General features: G+C 65.6%; 2 protein-coding genes and 2 pseudogenes. All 4 read right to left on the reverse strand.

The window, feature by feature from the left end; genetic code table 11:
* Nucleotides 1-18: 18 nt before the first annotated feature.
* On the reverse strand, nt 19-11,781 hold the full coding sequence (locus tag ACXR0M_RS25430; RefSeq protein WP_458834381.1) for a non-ribosomal peptide synthase/polyketide synthase: 11,763 nt from the start codon (nt 11,779-11,781) through the stop codon (nt 19-21).
* The gene (locus tag ACXR0M_RS25435) at nt 11,781-12,188 is read right to left on the reverse strand and encodes a phosphopantetheine-binding protein (protein WP_458834394.1); all 408 of its coding nucleotides are present in this window, start codon (nt 12,186-12,188) and stop codon (nt 11,781-11,783) included. Before ACXR0M_RS25435 ends, ACXR0M_RS25430 begins: the two co-directional genes overlap by 1 nt.
* Nucleotides 12,174-13,724, reverse strand: a pseudogene (locus ACXR0M_RS25440) (amino acid adenylation domain-containing protein); the annotation flags it as partial. The pseudogene ACXR0M_RS25440 and the gene ACXR0M_RS25435, both read right to left, overlap by 15 nt.
* A pseudogene (locus tag ACXR0M_RS25445) lies at nt 13,716-22,784 on the reverse strand (amino acid adenylation domain-containing protein); the annotation flags it as partial. The pseudogenes ACXR0M_RS25445 and ACXR0M_RS25440, both read right to left, overlap by 9 nt.
* Between the last annotated feature and the right edge of the window lie 66 nt (nt 22,785-22,850).

Below are 22,850 nucleotides of genomic sequence, written 5' to 3' on the forward strand. Positions count from 1 at the left end.
ACGGCTGCCCGGTGGTGATCAAGCCAGTGTGGTGCGCCGTTCGAGCAGCGCTTGCAACTGATCGAGCAACGCGTCGCTGCGCAGCAGTTCGTAATGCCCGCCGGCCAGCACGCGGTCGACGCCATGCCGGCCGACCTGAGCCGCGAACACCTCGCGCTCGGCCTCGCGCCCGGCCACCCACCAGCGGTGCGCCGCCAGCTGAATCTTCGGCAATTGCCGCTGGGCCAGCGCCAGTTGCTTGAGCGCCGAACCGGTGGCGAAGATCCGCGTGAACTCGTCGGCGCCCAGCGCCGCTTCACTGCTGGAACCGTGCAGCGCGGCTTCGATCACTGCCGCAGCGGCGCTCTGTTCATCAAGACCCACAGCTTTTTCCGCGATCAACGCCTGAGCCTCGGCAAGCGACAGACCGAGGACAAACCTGAGGAAATCCGCCAGATCTTCACGCCAGTCACCCGCCTCGGCCGTGCCGGCCACGTAGCTGTCGACCAGCCCGGCGAATGCCACGCTTTCGCCCTGGCTTTCCAGTTCGCGGGCCACCAGTTGCACCAGTGCCCCACCGAGCGACCAGCCGAGCAGGTAATACGGGCCTTCAGGTTGCTGCGAGCGAATGCGCTGGGCATAGGCCTGGGCCATCGCCAGCAGCGACGTGTCCTGCCAATGCGGGTCGAGCAGCATCCGGCATTGCACGCCGTAGACCGTGCGCCGTCCTTCCAGACGGCGGGCCAGCGGCTCGTAATCGAACACCGTGCCGAACCCGGCGTGCAGGCAGAACAGCGCCGGCACCTGGGCTACGCGGCTGTTGAGCGCGAGCAGCGGATCCGGCGTGGTGGCCGTGTCCTGCACCTGATAACCGCTGAGTTCAGCAATGCACGGCTTCTGCATCAGGTCGCGCAGCTTCAATTCGAAACCGAGCTGCGGTTGACTGCGCACCCGCGAAATCACCTTGAGCACCTGCAAGGAATCGCCACCCAGCTCAAAGAAGTTATCGTCGATGCCGATTTGCGGCACGCCGAGCACTTCCTGCCAAATCGTCGCCAGGGCCTGCTCCAGCGCATTGCGCGGGGCGCGATAACCACCCAGCGCCCATTCCGGTTGCGGCAGCGCGCGACGGTCAAGCTTGCCGTTGACCGACAGCGGGAAGCGTTCCAGCAGCATGATCCGCGCCGGCACCATGTAGTCCGGCAGTTGCGCCTGCAGCTCGGCCTTGATCCGCCGATCGACACCGGGCGCACCAACGGCGACCACATAGCCCACCAACTGCTTGCCGGTCGGCGTGTCGTGCACCACCACCGCGGCATCCTGCACCCCGGCGCATTCGCGCAGACGCGCTTCGATTTCGCCGAGTTCGATGCGGAACCCGCGAATCTTCACTTGCTGGTCGAGCCGCCCGAGGTAGTCGATCAGGCCGCATGCACGCTGGCGCACCAGGTCGCCGGTGCGATACATGCGCCCGCCCGCTTCGAACGGATCGGGAATAAAGCGCTCGGCGCTCATGCCCGGACGCTGGTGATAACCGCGCGCCAGGCATTCGCCGCCCAGGTACAACTCGCCACTGACCCCGGCCGGCAACGGATTGAGGTCGGCGTCAAGCACGTACAGACCGCGCCCGGCCACGCCACGGCCAATCGGCGCGTAAGCGGCTTCGCAACGTTCGCTGACTTCGGCACGCCACAGCAGCGGCGTGACCACGGTTTCGGTCGGGCCATAACCATTGACCAGACGCTGTGGGCGCAGCGCGCGTTTGACCTGTTCGAAACTGGCCTCCGGCACCGCATCGCCGCCAAAGCAATACACCTGCACCGCCGGCGCATGCCCCAGACGTTCCGCTACTTCGGCCATCTGTTGCAGGTAGGCCGGCGGGAAGCAGGCGACGCTGACCTGATGCCGTTCCAGCACTTGCAGGGTCTGTTCCGGCGTCCACAGATTGTCCTCGCGCACCACCAGACTGCCACCGGCCAGCAACACGCTCAGCCAACGCTCCTGAGCGCCGTCGAAGGCGAACGACATGAAGTGCAATTCGCAGCTGTCCGGGGCTAACTCGTACAGGTCAATAATGCCACGGCAATGCCGGGCAATCGGCCCGCGCGCCACCGCCACACCTTTCGGCTGGCCGGTGGAACCGGAGGTGTAGATCAGGTACGCAAGATGTCCGGCCAGCGACTGAATCAACGGGCATTGCGCATTGCCGTCGTGCGGCAGTTGATCGAGTAACAGCCGCGGCACGTTGTCGGCCAGGGTCAGGCGTTCATCCAGATCGCTGTCGCAAAGCAACAGGCTGGCCGCCGAATCGTCGAGCATGTAGGCCAGACGCTCCAGCGGATACGCCAGGTCCAGCGGCAGGTACGCCGCGCCAGCCTTGAGCACCGCGAGAAAGGCAATGATCGTGCGCTCCGAGCGCGGCAAGGCCACGGCGACCAGACTTTCCGCGCCGATACCACGCTCGATCAGTTGCCCGGCCAGATGGTTGGCCCGGGCTTCAAGCTCGGCATAACTGACTTCGCGATCTTCACAGAACAGCGCGATTTTCTGCGGCTGGTTGCGCACGTGCTCGTTGAAGCTGCGCAACAGGTCGCTGTCGTCCAGCGCGGCTTGTGGCAACTGCAGATGCGCGCCCGGCAAACCGAGATTGCCGATCAGGCAGTGCTCATCCTGTGGCAGCGCGCGCAGCAGACCTTCAAGTTGCGCGCGGATCTGCTCGACCTCGGCGTCACTGAAGCGCTCGCGCAGGTACAGGTATTCGACTTCCAGGCCGTCTTCGTTGGCGCTGACCATCAAGTCCATCGGCACGTTGGTGACCCCGGCGCTGCCGACTTCGGCAAAGCGCAACTCGCCCTCCTCGCCACCGCGCAAGGCACGGTCGACCGGATGGTTTTCGAAGACGATGATGCTGTCGAACAGGCCCTGGCCACCGAGGCCGGCCCAACGCTGGATGTCCGACAGTGGCGTGTGTTCATAGTCACGCACCGTCAGGTTGTAGTCCTGCAATTCACGCAACCATTCGCCCAACGGTTGTTGCGGGTCGAGGGTCTGGATCACCGGCAAGGTGTTGATGAACAGCCCGAGCATTTCCTGTGCTCCCGGCAGGCCAGTCGGCCGCCCCGCCACCGTGGCGCCGAAGGCCACGCTGCGCTGGCCGCTGTGACGCTGCAACAACAGCAGCCAGGCGCCCTGCACCAGGGTGTTGAGGGTCACGCGCTGACGCTTGGCAAATGCATGCAGTTTGCGCGTCGCCTCGGCGTCGAGATCGGTGTACATCACGCCATGCCCGGAACCGTCGGCACCGCTGGCCTTGGCCAGAATCGTCGGTGCTTCGAGCAACGCCAGACGCTCGCGCCAGAAGCCTTCGGCCTGAGCACTGTCCTGACGCTGCAGCCAGCCGATGTAATCGGCGTAACGGCCATTGAGCGGCGGCAGGCTGGCGTGGTGATACAGGCGCAGCATCTCGCCGAGCAGCCGCGACGCGCTCCAGCCGTCGAGCAGCAGGTGATGGTAGACCCAGATCATCTGATAGCGCTCGGCATCCAGACGCACCAGCACGAAACGCATCAGCGGCGGGCAGCTCAGGTCGAAACCCTTGGCCTGCTCGGCAGCGGCCAGGTCGCGCAGGGCCTGTTCGCTGTCGCTGCGTTCGCGCCAGTCGAGTTCTTCGATCGGCAACTCGACTTCGGCGAACACCGCCTGCAGCGGATCGGCCAGACCATCGCGCCAGCGGAACGCGGCGCGCAGCACCTCATGGCGTGCGATCAGGGTTTGCCACGCCGCGCGGAAACGCGGCACCTGCAAGCCCTCCACCGCCACGCTCAACTGGTTGACGTAGGGGTTCAGCTCCGGTGAATCGAGGCAGTGGAACAGCATGCCCTGCTGCATCGGCGACAGCGGATAGAGGTCCTGCAAACCGTCACGCGCGGCCACGTCGAGATGCGACATCAGGGCGAAGGCGGCGACGCTCGGCGCCTCGCTCAAATTCGCTTCGCGGCTGACGGCCACGGCGGCCAGGGCGCGGATGGTCTGCTGTTCGAACAGCTGCTTCGGACTGAACACCAACCCGCGCTGCCCGGCGCGGCTGACCGCTTGCAGGGAGATGATCGAATCGCCGCCCAGCTCGAAGAAGTTCTCGGTGACGCCCAGCGTGTCGAGGCCCAGCAGTTCCTGCCAGATCTCCACCAACAGCGCTTCGGCCGGGGTCGCGGGCGGCACCAGGTCCTGACTCTGGCGCGCCACGTCCGGCGCCGGCAGGCCCTTGCGGTCGAGCTTGCCATTGGGTGTCAGCGGCAACGCCGCCAGACACATCAGATGCGCCGGCAACAGGTGCGCCGGCAGGCGGCTGCGCAGGTGCGCGGTCAATGCAGCGTGCAGATCCTGCTCGTTGGCCAGCGGATCGCGCGGCACGATGTAGCCGACCAGTTGACGGCTGACCGGTCCGTCGCGATCGATCACCAGCGCTTCGCGCACACCTTCGTGCTCAAGCAGGCAGGCTTCGATTTCCCCCAGTTCGATGCGGAAACCGCGAATCTTCACCTGCTGGTCGATGCGGCCCAGATATTCCACCACGCCATCGGCGCGGAAGCGCGCCAGATCACCGCTGCGATACAGCCGCGCCCCCGGCACGAACGGATCCGGCACGAAACGCTCGGCGGTCAAATCCGGACGCTGGTGATAACCACGGGCGACGCCCTCGCCGCCCAGATACAACTCGCCAGCGACGCCCACCGGCAGCGGCTGCAGGCCACCGTCGAGAATGTACGCCGTGCGGTTGCCCACCGGACGGCCGATCGGCATGTAGGCCGAATCGAATTCAGTGTCCGGGTAGGCCAGCCAGATCAGCGGGGTGATCACTGTTTCAGTCGGGCCGTAACCGTTGATCAGGCGCTGCGGTTGCAACACCTGCTGCACTTCATCAAACGCGTGCTTGGGCATGCCCTCGGCGCACGGCGTGTAGGAGCGGATCGGCAATTCACGCCCGGCTTCACCCACGAAATCGGCGATCTGCAATAGATAGCTCGGGGTAAAGCAGGCGATGGTGATGCCGTGCTGCCGGATTTCCGCGCAGGTGCGCTCGACGCTCCACAACTCGTCGTCACGCGGCATCACCGCCGAACCGAACAGCAGCGGAGTCAGCCAGCGCTCATGGGCGCCGTCGAAGCTGATCGAGGCAAACTGCAGCTCGCGATCCTCCGGGGTCATGCCGTACAACTCGCCGATCGCCAGGCAATGCATCGCCAGCGGACCGTGGGCCACGCTGACGCCTTTCGGCCGCCCGGTGGAGCCCGAGGTGTAAATCAGGTAGGCGAGGTTTTCGCCGTAGGTCAGGTTGACCGGGTTGCTGTCGGCCATCGTCTCCAGCGGCTCGCGGTCGATCTCCAGCACCGGCAATTCGGCCGGCAGCGCCAGCGTGGCGCGCAGCCACGACTGGCTGAGCATCAGCACAATGCCGCTGTCCTGCATCAGGTATTGCAGACGCTCGGCCGGGTACGCCGGGTCCAGCGGCACGTAGGCACCGCCGGCCTTGAGGATCGCCAGCAGGCCGACGATCATTTCCGGCGAACGCTGCATCGCCAGACCGACCCGTACTTCCGGCCCCACGCCGAGGTTGCGCAAGCAATGGGCCAGGCGATTGGCGCGGCGGTTGAGTTCGGCATAGGTCAGCTGCACTTCGCCAAAAATCAGCGCGGTGGCCTGCGGGCGGATCTCGGCCTGGGCTTCGATCAGTTGATGCACGCACAGCGGATTTTCGGCTGCGGCGAACGCCGGGTTCCAGGTTTGCAACTGTTGCCTGCGCTCATCGGCGGTGAGCAGGTCCAGTTCGCTCAGCGCGCCCTCGGGGGCATCGACCATCGCGTTCAGCAACGCCGCCAAATGCTCGCTCATGCGGGCGATGGCTGCGGCGCTGAAGTGGCTGCACTGGTAGCTCCAGTTCAGGCTCAGGGTATTTTCCGCAGTCGCGGCCAAAGTCAGCGGGAAATTGGTGCGCTCATGGTTGTGCGGGATCGAGAAGCTCAGGCCGGCCGGCGCGCCTTGTTGCAAGGCCTCGGCCACCGGGAAGTTTTCGAACACCAGCAGGCTGTCGAACAACGGCTCGCCGGCACGTCCAGCCCAGCGCTGAATGTCGCCTAGCGCAGTGAACTCATGCTCACGCAACTCAAGGTTCTGCGCCTGCAAACGGCTCAGCCACTGGCTGACCGTTTCCACCGCGTCCGGGCAACTGATCACCGGCAAGGTGTTGATGAACAGACCCAACTGGCTCTCCGCGCCCGGCAGGTCCACCGGACGCCCGGCAACCGTCGCGCCGAACGCCACGCAGCGCTGGCCACTGTAGCGTTGCAGCAACAGCGCCCACGCGCCTTGCAGCAAGGTGTTGAGGGTGATTTTCTGCTGCCGGGCAAACTCGCTCAGACGGCGGGTCGCGGCGACGTCGAAGCGTTGCAGATGATCGGCAAACGCCTGACTGTGCGCCTGTTGCAGGTCGCCATGGGCCAGGCTCTGGGCCAACAGGGTCGGGTTGTCCAGCGGTGCCAGTTGCTCCAGCCAGAAGCGTTCGTCGGCCTGCGCATCCTGGCGTTGCAGCCAGCCGATGTAGTCGGCAAACCGTCCGCTCGGCGCCGCCACCGCCTGCCCGGCGTAACGCTGCAGCACTTCACTGAGCAGCAGCGAATTGCTCCAGCCATCGAGCAGCAAATGGTGGTGGGTGTAAATCAGTTGCTGCCGCTCGTCGTCCAGCCGCACCAGAGTCAAACGCATCAGCGGCGCCTGCGCCGGGTCGAGTTGCAGACGCTCGCTGTCGATCAGTCGCGCCAGTGCTTCGGCCTGATCGGTCCGGCCACGCCAGTCCAGGCAATCGAACGGCAGTTGCAACTGCCGGTGCACCAGTTGCACCGGCGCCTCGAAGCCCTGCGGGAAGTGGAAACTGCTGCGCAGAATCGGATGCGCATCGATCACCGCTTGCCAGGCCTGGCGCAGACGCTCGGCGTCCAGCCCCCGGGCCTCGACACTCAGTTGGTTGACGTAAGCGCCGGACGCCGACTCGAACAGGCTGTGAAACAGCAGGCCGGCCTGCATTGGCGACAGCGGGTACAGGTCCTCGATCTGCGTCGCCGCCACCGGCAAGCCGTCGAGTTGTGCCTGACTTAAAGCCGCCAGCGGGAAATCCGCCGGGGTCACGCCACCGGCCGCGTCGCTCAGGCAATGCTCGATCAGCGCCAGCAGTTCCTGGCGGTAGTCGGCGGCCAGTTGTTCGATGTCCGCGCGGTCGAAACAGTCGCGGCTGAAGGTCCAGTCCAGTTTCAGCTCACCGCCATACACCTGACCGTCCACCGACAGCCAGTTCGGCAACGGTGCATCGGCCGCTTGCGCGGCGCCGCTGGCTTCGCTGGCGGGAATGAACAGTGCGTCCTCGGCAAAGCTCTGGTCGAACTGACCGAGGTAGTTGAACGTCACCCGCGCCTGCGGCAAAGCCTTCAGCGCCGCCTGGCTCGCAGCATCGCCCATGTAACGCAGCAACCCGTAACCCAGGCCTTTGCCGGGGATTTCGCGCAACTGCTGTTTGATCGCCTTGATCGAACCGCCAAGCTCGGCGGTCGGCGTCAGGCACACCGGGAACAGACTGGAGAACCAGCCGACCGTGCGGGTCAGGTCGAGGTCGTCGAACAGGTCCTCGCGGCCATGGCCTTCGAGCTGGATCAGCGCCGAGGCGTGCCCGCTCCAGCTACTCAAGGTACGCGCCAGCGCAGTCAGCAGCAGGTCATTGACCTGGGTGCGATAGGCCGCCGGTGCCTGTTGCAACAGACGCCGGGTCTGCTCGCGGTCCAGCGCAATGCTCACACCCTGGCGCAAATGCCCGGCCTGACTGGCCTCGGCATTGGCCGCCGGCAAATGCTCGCTGGCCTGAGCCAGGTGCGCCTGCCACCACCCCAGCTCGGCGAGCGCGGTCTCGCTGCGCGCATAGTCTTGCAGCTTCAGCGCCCAGGCCTGGAATGCGCTGGTCTTGGCCGGCAACTCCTGCTCCTGATAAGCCGCCTGCAAGTCTTCCAGCAACACCCGCCACGACACCCCGTCCACCGCCAGATGGTGGATCACCAGCAACAGCCGCTGGCTGCCGTCGGCCTGGGCGATCAAGGCGCAGCGCAGCAACGGCCCGTCTTGCAGGCTCAGGCTGCGCTGGGCTTCTTCGCACACTGCTTCCAGCGACGCATCACTGGCGACCCGGGCCGTCCAGAGCATGTCGATGACGTCGGCACTGTCAGCGCCGACATAGCGCGCCGACCACTGGCCGTCGACCTGACTGAAGCGCAGGCGCAAGGCGTCGTGCTGCTTGAGCAGGCGTTGCAATGCTGCCTGCAGACGCGGTAATTCCAGCGGTTGCCGTGGCACCAGCAACACCGCCTGGTTCCAGTGCTGACGCTGCGGGATCGGTTCGTCGAAGAACCAGCGTTGAATCGGCGTCAGCACCTGCGCGCCGTCCACTGCGCCCTGCGGCGCCAGCGGTGCGGCTTGAACCTTGACCACCGCCGCCAGCGCCTGCAGCGTCTGCTGCTGGAACAGGTCACGCGGTTGCAGGCTCAGGCCGGCGCGACGGGCGCGGCTGACCACCTGAATCGAAATGATCGAGTCGCCGCCCAGCTCGAAGAAGTTGTCCTGACGCCCGACCTGCTCGACCCCGAGCACGTCCTGCCAGATCTGCGCCAGCGCCTGTTCATGCGCGGTGCGCGGCGCCTCGAAGGCGCGCTGGCTGACCTGCAGAGTCGGCGCCGGCAGGCGTTTGCGCTCAAGTTTGCCATTGGGGCTGAGCGGCATCTGCGCGATCAGCACGGTCTGCGCCGGCACCATGTAGTCCGGCAGGCTGCCGAGCAGGTGCGCTTTCAGGATTTCGCGGAAAGCGTTCTGGCGAGCGCCATCGGCCTCAGCCAACGAACGATCCTGCGGCACCACGTAGGCCACCAGTTGCTTGCCGCTCGGCCCGTCCAGCGCCAGCAGCACCGCCTCCTGCACCTCGGCATGCTCTTGCAGGCGCGCTTCGATTTCACCAAGTTCGATACGCAACCCGCGAATCTTCACCTGATGGTCGATACGCCCGCAGTACTCGATGGCGCCATCGGCGCGGTAACGCGCCAGGTCACCGGTGCGGTACAGGCGCTCGCCGCTGCCGAACGGATCAACGACAAACCGCTCGGCGGTCAACGCGCCGCGGCGGTGGTAACCACGGGCCAGACCGATGCCGCCCAGGTACAACTCGCCGACCGCGCCCAGCGGCAACGGTTGCAATTCGCTGTCGAGGATCAAGGTGCGCAGGTTGGCGATCGGCCGGCCGATCGGCACGCTGTCGCGGCCCTCCTCCACACAGGTCCAGTGGGTCACGTCGATGGCCGCTTCGGTCGGGCCATAGAGGTTATACAGATGGGCTTGCGGCAGGTTGCGCAAGGTCTGGCGCTGCAACTCCATCGGTAACGCTTCGCCGCTGCAGATGATCCGCGTCAGCGAGGTGCAGGCCAGCGCTTCGTCAGCGCTGATGAAGGCGGAGAGCATCGACGGCACGAAATGCAGGGTGGTGATCGACTGCTCGACGATCAGTGCAGCGAGGCGCTGCGGATCGCGATGTTCGCCGGGGGCGGCAATCACCAACGTCGCACCTTTGATCAGCGGCCAGAAAAACTCCCAGACCGACACGTCGAAACTGAACGGCGTCTTTTGCAGCACCCGGTCGTTCGGTTGCAGGTTGTAGGCCTGCTGCATCCACTCCAGGCGGTTGTGCAGCGCCACGTGGCGGTTGCCGGCACCCTTGGGTTTACCGGTGGAACCGGAGGTGTAAATCACATAGGCAAGGTTTTCCGCCAGCGCCACGTTGGGCAGGTCGCTGTCCGGGCAATCGCTGAGCCAGTCGGCATCCGCTTGCAGGCACAGGGTGCGCAGCGCATCCGGCGTCGGCAGTTGCGCCAGCAAATGCTCCTGAGTCAGCAGCAAGCCAATGCCGCTGTCGTCGATCATGTAGCTCAGGCGCTCCGGCGGGTATTCCGGGTCCAGCGGCACATAGGCACCACCGGCCTTGAGAATCGCCAGCAGGCCGACGACCATTTCCAGCGACCGCTCGCAGGCGATGCCGACCAGCACTTCGGCGCCGACGCCCTGCGCGCGTAAATGATGGGCCAGACGGTTGGCGCGGCGGTTGAGTTCGGCGTAACTGAGGCTCTGGCCCTGGAACACCAGCGCCGTCGCCTCAGGCTGCTGCGCGGCACGTGCTTCGAAGTGGCGCTGCACGCAGACTTCGCCGGGGTATGTCTGTGCAGTGTCATTCAGTTCATCGAGCAGATGCCGACGCTCGGCGGCGTCCAGCAGCGGCAGCTCGGCCAGCGGGCATTGCGGGTTGGCCAGCGCGCCGGCCAGCAGATTGCGCCAATGCCGCGCCAGATGCTCGATGCGCTCGGCATCGAACAGATCGGTGGCGTAGGTCAGGCTGGCGAACAATTGCTCGCCGATTTCCTGAGTATCCAGTTGCAGGTCGAACTGGGTGGTCGGCGTCGTCGCATTCAGCGCCTCGACGCGCAGCCCGGCGAGCATGCCATCGAGCGCCGCCGGTTTGCTTTGTTGATGGTTGAACATCACCTGGAACAACGGACTGTGACTGAGGCTGCGATCACCTTGCAACGCCTGCACCAGGCGCTCGAACGGCAGGTCCTGATAATCCTGCGCGTCCAGCGCCGCGCTGCGGGTCTGCGCCAGCAACTGGCTGAAACTCTGGCGCCCGTCGACTTCAACGCGCAGCACCTGCGTGTTGACGAAGAAGCCGATCAGGCCACGGGTTTCGGCGCGGTTGCGGTTGCCGATCGGCACGCCGATGCGCAGGTCCGACTGGCCGCTGTAGCGGTAGAGCAAGGCCTGGAAACTGGCCAACAGCAACATGAACGGGGTGACTGCGGACTGCTTCGCCAGCGCCATCAGGCCGGCGGCCAGTTCGGCCTCCAGGGCAAACTCCAGACGCGCACCGCGCTGGCTCGGCTGCGCCGGACGCGGGCGGTCGGTGGGCAGTTCCAGCAGCGGTTGCTCGCTGCCCAAGGTGTCGCGCCGCCAGTTCAACTGGCGCTCAAGCTCGCCCGCTTCCATCCAGCGCCGTTGCCAGGCCGCGTAGTCGGAATACTCGATCGGCAGCGGCTCCAGCTGCGCATCCTGGCCCTGACAGTGCGCTGCATACAGGCGCGAGAATTCCTCGACCAGCACGGCCATCGACCAACCGTCGGTGACGATGTGGTGCAGGGTCAGCACCAGCACGTGGTCTTCAGCGTCGAGCTGCAACAGGCTGACCCGCAACAGCGGACCGTGCTGCAAATCGAACGGCCGGGCAATTTCCGCCTGCACCTGGCGCATGGCCTCGGCCAGACGTTCGGCCTGCGGCTGCGCGCGCAGGTCATGCTGTTCGATGGGCAGCGTGGTCAGCGCCGCGAGGGTTTGCCGAACCTGACCGTCGTCCTCGACGAAACGACTGCGCAAACTCTGATGCCGCGCCAGCAGCACGTCGAAACTGTGTTGCAGCGCCGCGATATTCAACGGCCCGTGCAGACGCAGCACCGCAGGAATGTTGTAGGCCGCACTCTGCGGGTCGAGCTGCCAGAGAAACCACTGGCGTTGCTGGGCGTAGGACAGTTCAAAGCTGGTTTGCGGTTCGGCGGCGGGCGGGATCGGCAACTGGCCGAAACTCACGCCCTGCTCTTGCATGCGTTGCAGAAATTCGCGGCGCTTGTCGGCCGGCAACGCGGCAAAACGGTTCGCGATGCGCCAGGCGGTGGTGTGTTCCATCAGTTGATCTCCATCTCGTCGAGAAGCGACTCAAGCGCATCCAGACGTGCATCGTTGTCAGTCGGGGCGAGTTCCCCGGCCATGGCGGCATAAGCCTGCAGGTCGCTGGATTCGAACAGCGCACGCAGCGCCAGCTCGATGCCCAGTTCCAGCTCCACGCGGGCGCTGGCCTGGGCGGCGAGCAGCGAGTGCCCGCCCAGTTCAAAGAAGTTGTCGCGCCGCCCGACCCGCGCCACGCCCAGCACGTCGGCCCAGATCGCCGCCAGTTGCCGTTCGAGTTCGCCTTCGGGGGCTTCATAAGGGCGTTGCAATGCCTGCGCATCGGGCAGCGGCAAGGCCTTGCGGTCGAGCTTGCCGTTGCTGGTCAGCGGCAAGGCGTCGAGCAACAGCCAGTGACTCGGCACCATGTAATCCGGCAAATCGACCTTGAGCGCTGCGCGCAGCGTGTCGCGCCAGGCCAGCGGATCAGTCGGGGTTTGCTCGGCGACCACGTAGGCGCACAACTGCGGCCCGCCCTCGTCGGCGTGCACGCTCAATACCGCGTGGCGCACGCCGGGTTGCGCGAGCAGCGCCGCCTCGATTTCCCCCAGTTCGATGCGGAAGCCACGGATCTTCACTTGCTGGTCGATCCGTCCCAGATAATCGATGCTGCCGTCGTGGCGCTGGCGCGCCAGATCGCCGCTGCGATACAGGCGCTGGGAGGCATCGAACGGGCTCGGCACGAAACGCTCGGCGGTCAGCTCGAAGCGCCCGTGATAACCGCGCGCCAGCCCGGCGCCGGCGATGTACAACTCGCCCGCCACGCCGACCGGCACCGGTTGCAACTGGCTGTCGAGCAAGTACCAGCGCAGGTCGCGCAGCGGCAGGCCGATCGGACTCTGCGCCTGGCCGTCGAGGTCGGCGCGGCGGATCGCGCGGTAGGTCACGTGCACCGTGGTTTCGGTGATGCCGTACATGTTCACCAGCGTCGGCTGTTGATCGCCGAAGCGTTCGAACCATGGACGCAGGCTTGCCACTTCCAGCGCTTCGCCGCCGAAAATCACCTGGCGCAGCGCCAGCTGATGCGGGCTGGCGCAGGCAATCGGCAGCAACTGGCGGAACGCGGTCGGGGTCTGGTTCAACACGGTCACGCCTTCGTCGCACAGCAGGCGATGGAACTCCTGCGGCTCGCGGCTGATGTAATACGGCACGATCACCAGACGCCCGCCGGTGCACAGCGCGCCGAACAGCTCCCATACCGAGAAATCGAAAGCGTAGGAATGGAACAGGGTCCAGACATCGTCCGGGCCGAAGTTGAATTCGCTGGCAGTCGCGCTCAACAGACGCCCAACGTTGGCATGGCTGAGCAGCGCGCCTTTCGGCCGGCCGGTGGAGCCAGAGGTGTAGATCACGTACGCGAGATTGTCCGGGTTGCTCTGGCTCGGCAGGTCGTCCGCGCTGTAAGCGTCGAGTACCAGCGTGTCGAGGCACAGCACCTGCACCTCGGCGCGCGCCGGCAACCCTGCGAGCAGGTGTTGCTGAGTCAGCAGCAAGGCGATGCCGCTGTCTTCGATCATGTAGCTCAAACGTTCCGCCGGGTATTGCGGATCGAGCGGCACGTAGGCGCCGCCGGCCTTGAGAATCGCCAGCACACCGACCACCAGCGGCAATGCCCGCTCGGTGGCGATGCCCACGCGCACTTCCGGACCGACGCCCTGCTCGCGCAGCTTGCGCGCCAGACGGTTGGCCTGGGCATTCAGCGCGGCATAGCTCAGGCGCTCGCCCTCGTAGACCAGAGCAATCGCCTGCGGATCCCGCGCGACCTGGGCTTCAAACAATTGCGGCAAGGTCGGCGACGGCGGCTGTTGTTCGAACAGCGGGTTCCACTGCGTGATCAAGGCCTGACGCTCGGCGCTGGCCAGCAACGGCAGCTCGGCCACCCGCTGCTGCGGATCCGCCGCCACCGCGCGCAGCAGGTTCAGCCACTGCGCGGCGAAGCGCTGCATCGAGGCCGGGTCATACACATCGGTAGCGTAAGTCAGGCTGGCATCCAGCGTCTCGCCCTGCTCCTGGGTGTCGAGCACCAGATCGAATTGCGTGGTGGTCTGCTGCCAGTGCAGGCGCTCGACCTGTAGCTCGCCGACCCGGCGCTCGACACTCGCGCCCAGTTGCGGCTGATGGTTGAACAGCACCTGGAACAGCGGGCTGTGATTGAGGCTGCGCTGCGGCTGCAAGGCATCGACCAGTTGTTCGAACGGCAGGTCCTGATGGGCCTGCGCCTGCAACGCCACATGTTTGATCTGTTGCAGCAGGCTGCTGAAGGATTGCTGGCCATCGATCTCGGCGCGCAGCACCTGGGTGTTGATGAAGAAGCCGATCAGGCCTTCGGTTTCCACCGGCGAACGGCCCGCGCTCGGCACGCCGACATTGATCGAGGCCTGCCCGCTCTGACGGTGCAACAAGGTCTGCAGGCTCGCCAGCAACAGCATGAACAAGGTCACTTGCTGTGCCTGCGCGCAGTCACGCAGCGCCGCCAGCAATGGCGCGTCGACATTGAGCAACAGGCTCGCGCCTCGCTCGCTGCGACGTGCCGGGCGGCTCAGTTCACTCGGCAGTTCCAGCGGTGCCTGATTGCCGGCCAGGCGCTCGCGCCAGTGAGCCAGTTGACGTTCGCCCTCGCCCGCTTCCAGCCAGTCGCGCTGCCAGCGTGCGTAATCGCTGTAGCTCACCGGCAACGGCTCGAGTTCGGCGGCGCGCCCTTCGACCGCCGCCTGATACAACGCGCTGAACTCATCGACCATGATCTGCATTGACCAGCCATCGGCAGCAATGTGATGCACGGTCAGCACCAGTACATGCTCCTCGGCACCCAGTTGCAGCAGCAACAGGCGCCAGACAGGGCCGTTGCGCAGGTCGAACGGACGGGCGATCTGTGCGGCGATGGCAGCATCGAGGGACGCCGCATCGATCTGCCGCTGCTCGAACTGCAGCGGCAACTGCGCATGGACGCAGGGTCGTGCCTGCTGGCCGTCCTGGTCGAAGGTGGTGCGCAGGGTGGCGTGACGTGCTTGCAACTGTTCGAACGCCAGGCCCAGCGCCGCTTGATTCAGCGATCCCTTGAGGCGCAGCGCCGCGGGAATGTTGTACGCCGGGCTTTGCGGATCGAGCTGCCAGACAATCCACTGGCGCTGCTGGGCGTAGGACATCACGGCCGGCTGCTCGCTGGTCGCGGCCTGCAACGGTGGTTGCACGCTGCTGCTGGCCGACGCGGTGCGCTCGGCAAACTCAGCCAGCGTGGCCGCCGAAAACAGGCTGCTGACCGGCAACTCCAGACTCAACTGCTGACGCACCCGCGAGATCACTTGCAGCACCAGCAGCGAATGGCCGCCGAGGGCAAAGAAATTGTCCTCGCGCCCGACGCGCTCGACCTGCAGCACCTCCTGCCAGAGCTGCGCCAATTGCGTTTCCAACCCAGGAGCCGGAGCGACGAACTCGCGCTGAGCGGCGCCAGCGGCCACCCGTGGCAAGGCGCGGCGATCGAGTTTGCCGTTGTTGTTCAGCGGCAACGCGTCCAGCAGCAGCAGATGATTCGGCACCATGTAATCCGGCAACGCCTGACGCATGGCGGCGTCGAGGGCTTGGCGCAATTGCGCTTGGTCGGTTGGCGCGCCGTTGGCCACGACATACGCCACCAGCAGTGCGCCGTCCTGCGCGATCACTGCGGCCTCGCGTACTTCGGCATGCGCTTGCAGGCAGGCCTCGATCTCGCCCATTTCGATGCGCAGTCCGCGAATCTTCACTTGATGGTCGATGCGCCCGACGTACTCCAGCTCGGCGTTGGCGTTGTAGCGCGCGAGGTCGCCGCTGCGGTACAGACGCGCGCCCGGTTCAGCGGCAAACGGGTCCGGCAGGAAGCGTTCGGCGGTCAGCGCCGGACGCTCGAAATAGCTTTGTGCCAGGCAGGTCGCTGCACCGATGCACAGCTCGCCGATGCCACCGGGTGGCAATAACTGACCGGCGCTGTCCAGCACATACAGCGCGCGTCCGGGAATCGCGCGACCGATCGGCACGCCGTAGCTGTCGCTGGCATCGTCGAGTCGGCAATCGTGCACGCTGGAGACCACGCTGGCTTCGGTCGGGCCGTAGGTGTTGAGCAAGCGCACATGGCCCAAGCCAGCCTGATGCCAGAGGCGCAGGCCTTCGACGGACATCGCCTCACCACCGACATGCACCTGACGCAACGCGCCCAGCGTGTTGATCGCGCCGCTCGCGCATTCGCGGGCCAGCAGGAACCAGTAGGCGGCCGGCAAGTCAGCCACGGTCACGCCATGGCGCACGATGTGCTCGGCCAACTGCCCGGCGTCCCACAGCTCGTCGCCGCGCATGATCAGCGCCGCGCCAATGCACAACGCCGGGAAGCACTGCTCGACGAAACCATCGAAACTGAAGGTGGCGAATTGCAGCACACGGTCCGCCGCCGACAGTCGCGAATACTCGGTCGCGGTCTGGCAGAACTCGCGCAACGCGGCATGGGCAAGCGCCACGCCTTTCGGCTGACCGGTGGAGCCGGAGGTGTAAATCACATAGGCCAGATCCTGCGCGTCGGGCTGCGTGAGCGGGTCGTTCTCGGCAAACCCGGCGCTGTCATCCAGTTCGAGGCGCACCACCGCCGGCAAGGCCAGATCCGCGAGCAGATCAGCCTCGCACAGCAACACATCGAGACGGCTGTCGTCGATCATGTAGCGCAAACGCTCGGCCGGGTATTTCGGGTCCAGCGGCACATAGGCCGCGCCGCTCTTGAGCACCGCCAGCAGACTGACGATCAACTGCGGGCCACGCTGCAGCGCCAGGCCTACCCGCGTGCCGGGGCCGGCGCCGTGGGCGATCAAGCGATGCGCCAGACGATTGGCCTGGGTGTTGAGCTGGCGGTAGCTCAGGTTCTGACCGTCGACCAGCAGTGCCAGTGCATCAGGCGTTGCGGCTGCGCGAGCGGCGATCTGTTGGTGCGCCAGACGCGAATCTTGCAGCACCGCCGGGGTACGGCTGACCGCGAGCATTGGCGCCTGGCCTTCGGCGTCGAGCAGTTCCAGCGAACCCAACGCGGCATCGGCATTGGCCACCAGTTGCGTCAGCAGGTGCTGCAGGTTGGCCGACAACGTCGCCACTTGGTCGGCGCTGAAACGCGCGCAGTCGTAGCTGAAGTCCAGCGTCAGGCTGGCGCCGAGTTCCACGCCCAGGGTCAACGGGTAATGGGTGCGTTCATGGTTGTGCAGGTTGCTGAACGCCAGCCCCGCCGGTGCGCCCTGTTTCAGCGCTTCGGCCACCGGGAAGTTTTCGAACACCAGCAGGCTGTCGAACAGCGCGCCGCCCTGCTGCCCGGCCCAGCCTTGAATGTCATACAACGGCACATGCTCGAAATCGCGCATCGCCAGATTCTGTTCCTGCAAGGCGCCGAGCCATTGGCTGACGGTGTGTTGCGGGTTCGGCGCGCAAACCAGTGGCAGGGTGTTGATGAACAGTCCGAGCTGTTCTTCGATCCCCGCCAGCGGTGCCGAACGCCCGGCGACGGTGGCGCCGAACGCCACGCACTCCTGGCCGGTGTAGCGTTGCAGCAACAGGCCCCAGGCACCTTGCAGCACGGTGTTGAGGGTGACTTTCTGCTGGCGGGCAAATTCGCCAACGCGCTGGGTCGCGCGGTCGTCGAGGACCACCCGCAGCTCGGCACTGCCCTCGCCCGCCAGCGGTGGACGCAAGGCGTCGGCCAGCAGCGTCGGCGCTTGCAGCGGTGCCAGTGCGGCTTTCCAGAACTGCTCGCCGGCACTCGCCGATTGCGCCTGCAACCACGCCAGATAATCGCGGTACTGCCCGACCGGTGCCGGCAGTGGCTGGCCGGCGCTGTAGTGTTCGATCACTTCAGCGAGCAACTGCGCGTTGCTCCAGCCATCCATCAGAATGTGGTGGCTGGTGTAGATCAGGTGCCAGTCTTCGGCGCCGCTGCGCACCAGCTTCAGACGCAACAGCGGCGCGCAGTCCAGGACGAAACCCTGCGCCCGTTCGGCGTCGGCCAGGGCGTCGCAATCGGTCGACTCCAGCACTTCCAGTGGCAACGTTACGTCACGCAGGATCGCCTGATGCGCCGCGTCGAGACCGTGCCAGTGGAAGCTGCTGCGCAGGATCTGATGCCGCGCCAGCGCCGCCTGCCAGGACTGGGCAAAACGCTGCGGATCAAGGCCATGAATATCCAGGCGCAACTGGCTGATGTAGGCGCCGACTTGCGGCTCGTACAGGGTGTGAAACAGCATGCCCTGCTGCATCGGCGACAGCGGATAGAGGTCTTCGAGCTGCCCGGCCGCAACCGGCAATGCTTCGAGTTGTGCTTGCGTGACCCGTGCCAGCGGGAAGTCCGAAGGTGTCGCCTGCGGCGTGTCGATGGCACAGCAGTGTTCGATCAGCGCATTCAGTTCAACGGCGTATTCATCGGCCAGGCGCTGCACCGTGGCGCGGTCGAACATCTGGCTGCTGAAGCCCCAGCTCATCGACAGCGCGCCGCCATACACCTGACCTTCAACGGTCAGCCAGTTGGCCAGCGGCGCGGCCGGATCCTGAGCGACCCCGCCGCCTTCACTGGACGGCACGAACAGCGCGGCCTCGTCGAACTGGCGGTCGAACTGCCCGAGGTAGTTGAAGGTGATGCGCGGCTTGACCTGCGCGGCCAGCGTCGCCGCCGTCGACTCATCGCCCAGATAACGCAGCGCGCCGTAGCTCAGGCCCTTGTCCGGCACCGCGCGCAGTTGCTCCTTGATGCATTTGATCGAGGCGCCGAGGCTCGGCGCCGGCAGCAGATGCACCGGGAACAGACTGGTGAACCAGCCGACGCTGCGGGTCAGATCGATGTCGTCGAACAGGTCTTCGCGGCCATGGCCTTCCAGTTGAATCAGGCTGCCGGGCTGACCGCTCCAGCGGCAGATCACCCGCGCCAGTGCGGTCAGCAGCAGATCGTTGACCTGGGTGCGATAAGCCGCCGGCGCCTGTTGCAGCAGCTTGCGGGTCTGCTCGGCGCTGAAGGTCAGTTCAACTTTCTGCTCGTAACGGTTTTCCAGCGATCCCTGAGGGCGCTCGCACGGCAGATCATCCTGCGGCGCTTCACGCAATTGCGTCTGCCAGTAATCGAGGCTCTGCGCGAAGCTCGGCAGATGACCTTGCAGGCGCGCGACCCACTGTTGATAAGCGCTGGTCTTGCCCGGCAAGGCGATGGCGCTGCCGTTGAGCGCCTGCGCGTAGGCCTGCTGCAAATCTTCCAGCAGCACCCGCCACGAAACGCCGTCGATCACCAGATGGTGGGCGACCAGTAGCAAGCGCTGGCTGCCATCGGCGAGGTCGACCAACAAGGCGCGCATTAACGGACCGTTACTCAGATCGAGGCTGCGCTGGGCTTCATCGCACAGCGCCTTGAGGTCTGCGCTCGCGGCGGCGTTACGCTGCCACAACACTGACGTCTCGGACGGCGCGGCGTAGGTCTGCCGCCAACCGTCGGCATTCAGGGTGTAGCGCAGGCGCAGGCTGTCGTGATGATTGATCAAGTGCTTGAGCGCACCTTCCAGCGCCTCGGCCTGCAGCCGCTGTTGCGGCACCAGCAGCAGCGACTGGTTCCAGTGCTGACGCTCGCTGATGTCCTGCTCGAAGAACCAGCGCTGCACCGGTGCCAAGGCCACTGCGCCCGTAGCAGAGCCCTGATCGATCAGGGTCTGCGCACCTTGCCGCGCGACTTGCGCGAGGCTGCGCAAGGTCTGGTACTGAAACAGATCCTTGGGGCTGAGGACGATCCCGACCTGCCGCGCGCGGCTGACCACTTGCATCGAGACGATCGAATCGCCGCCCAGCTCGAAGAAGTTGTCTTCCACACCGACGTTGTCCAGCGCCAGCACCTCCTGCCAGATCGCCGCCAGCGCCTGTTCCATGCTGCTGCGCGGCGCCACGTGCTGGCGCTGCTGCTGACGCCCGTCAACCGCCGGCAAAGCCTTGCGGTCGAGCTTGCCGTTGGGGGTCAGCGGCAATTGCGCGAGGAACAGCAGGTACGCCGGCACCATGTAATCCGGCAGGTGCTGACGCAGTGCCGCTTTCAAGGTTTCGCGCAGGCGCGCTTGAGTATCGGCGTCGGCCGCCAGCACCGCAGCGTCGCTCGGTACGATGTAGGCGACCAGTTGCTGACCGCTGGCGCCTTCCTGCGCCAGTACCGCCAGTTCGCGCACCGCATCCTGCTGGAGCAGCCGCGCTTCGATTTCGCCCAGCTCGATGCGAAAACCGCGCACCTTGACCTGATGGTCGATACGCCCGACGTATTGCAGCGCGCCGTCGGCCTGGTAACGGGTCAGGTCACCCGTGCGGTACAGGCGCTCGCCGGTAGTGGAAAACGGATTGGGCACATACTTTTCCGCGGTCATCGCCGCGCGGCCCAGATAGCCGCGCGTGAGGCCGGCGCCGGCAAGATACAGTTCAGCGGCGACACCTTGCGGTACCACTTGCAGATCGGCATCCAGCAGGTAGCTGGTGGTGCCGCTCAACGGGCGACCGATGCTCGCGCTACCGCCCGCCTCGCGGCGCGTCCAGGTCGAGTAAGTGGTGTCTTCCGACGGCCCGTACAGATCGAACACCTGCTCCACCGCCGTCTGCTGGTACAGCGCCTCGACCAGACTCTGCTTCAACGGCTCGCCCGCGAGGTTGATGATGCGCACGCTTGCCGGGATCGCGCCGTCGCGCAGCAAGGCGTTGATCGCCGACGGCACCGTGTTGATCAGGCGCACGTCATCGCGCGCCGGCAGGTGCGCCAGCTCCAGGGCGTTGCGCGCGATGATCAGCGAGCCGCCGTTGGCCAGGGTGACAAACAGCTCCCACACCGACAGGTCGAAACACACTGACGTGGAGGCCAATACCCTTTGAATGTCGTCGTCGCGGTAGACGCTGCGCGACCAGTCGATCAGCGCCTGCACGTTGCGGTGCGCGATGGCCACGCCTTTCGGCTTGCCGGTGGAACCGGAGGTGTAGATCACATACGCCAGATTGTCCGGGGTCACCGCGGTGAGCGGCGCATGACTTGGGTAACCGGCCAGTTCGCCAGCGAGCTGATCGAGCAGCAACACCTGCGTCTCGGCGCCCACCGCGAGGGTCTGCGCGATGGCCTGCTCGGTCAGCAGTACCCGTGCGCGGCTGTCTTCGAGCATGTAGGCCACGCGGTCGGGCGGATAGTCCGGATCCAGCGGCACGTAGGCGCCGCCGGCCTTGAGCACCGCGAGCAAGGCCACCAGTAGCGTGTCGGAACGTTGCAGGGCGACACCCACCCGCACCTCCGGGCCGACGCCGCACGCGATCAGTTTGTGCGCCAGGCGATTGGCCCGTGCGTCGATCTCGGCGTAGCTGAAACTCTGCTCGCCGAAGGTCGCTGCCGGTGCCTGTGGCTGGCGACCGACCTGGCGCTCGATCAGTTGATGAATGCACGCAGCGTCAGTGGCGGACGCCTCGATGCGATTCCAGTCGTGGACGATGGTTTGATATTCGGCGGATTCCAGCAGCGGCAGATCGCTGATGCGCTGACGGCTGTCTGCGACCATGCCGCGCAACAGGTTCAGCCAGTGCTGCGCCATGCGCTTGATGGTCTGCGGCTCGAACAGATCGTTGGCGTAGGTCAGTGCGGCGTGCAGCTTGCCGGCCTTTTCCCAGGTGTCGAGGGTCAGGTCGAACTGGGTGGTGCGCCCCTGCCACTCGATCACGCCCAGTTCCAGCCCGGACGCTGTGCTGACGCTGCCGATGTCGGCGACCTGCGGCTGATGGTTGTACATCACCTGGAACAGCGGCGTGTGGCTGAGGCTGCGCTCCAGTTTCAGCGCTTCGACCAGACGCTCGAACGGCAGATCCTGATGAGCCTGAGCGCCGAGCGCGGTTTCCTTGATCGCACGCAGCAGATCATCAACGCGGGTCTGGCCGTCAAGCTCGCTGCGCAGTACCTGGGTGTTGACGAAGAAGCCGATCAGGCCTTCGATTTCACTGCGGTTACGGTTGGCAATCGGCACGCCGACGCGAATATCGCCCTGCCCGGTGTAGCGATGCAGCAGCACGTTGAACGCGCCAAGCAGCAACATGAACAACGTGATGCCGTGCTGCTGGGCAGCGCTGCGCAGTTGTTCGGCCAAGGCGCCATCGACAGCGAATTCGTAGCGGGTGCCGCGATAGCTCGGCATCGCCGGGCGCGGGTGATCCGTGGGCAATTCCAGCACCGGGTGCTCAGCCCCCAGTTGCGCCTGCCAATAGTCGAGTTGCCGCGCCTGCTCGCCGGCTTCCAGCCAGCGGCGCTGCCACAGGGCGTAATCGCTGTACTGAATCGGCAGCGCCGCCAGTTGCGGCGGCTGTCCGGCATCGAACGCGTCGTAGCAACGGATGAATTCGTCGATCAGCACGTTCATCGACCAGCCATCGGAGACGATGTGGTGCAGGGTCAGCAGCAGCACGTGCTCCTGCGTGTCGAGCTTGAGCAACTTGATCCGCAGCAACGGGCCTGTGCCGAGATCGAACGGCAGCAGCGACTGTTGCTGCGCGGCTTCGGCGACCGCGCGTTCACGTTCGGCCGGGGCCAGGCCAGTGAAATCCACCTGTTCGATCAGCAACGGCGCGGTCGCCGGCACCTGCAACAGGCTGTCATCGGCCTGACGCTGGAACAGCGTGCGCAGGGTCTCGTGACGCGCCACCACATGAGCAAAAGCCTGCTCCAGCGCGGCCAGATTCAACTGCCCGCTCAGACGCACTGCGCCCGGCAGGTTGTAGGCGCCGCTGTGCGGATCGAGTTGCCAGAGAAACCACATGCGTTGCTGCGCATAGGACAGCGCCTGGCGGTCATCGGCCTCGACGCCCTGCGGGATCGGAAACCGGGCGAAATCCACGCCCTCCTTGTGCAAGGCCGCGAGGAACATCTGGCGCTTTTCCAGGGGCAACCCGATAAACCGGCGAGCAAGTTTCAAGGAGTCTTCAGCATTCATTTCTCAGCATCCGGAACAGTAGGCAGGAAGCACAAAGGCACGTCGTCCCTATAAAACGAATGCAGA

The sequence above is a fragment of the Pseudomonas sp. Eth.TT006 genome (assembly GCF_054456575.1).

Excerpts from the sequence above, each read along its gene's own strand:
- ACXR0M_RS25430 (WP_458834381.1), bottom strand. The coding sequence starts at position 11,781 with ATGGAACACACCACCGCCTGGCGCATCGCGAACCGTTTTGCCGCGTTG.
- ACXR0M_RS25435 (WP_458834394.1), bottom strand. The coding sequence starts at position 12,188 with ATGGTGCCGAGTCACTGGCTGTTGCTCGACGCCTTGCCGCTGACCAGC.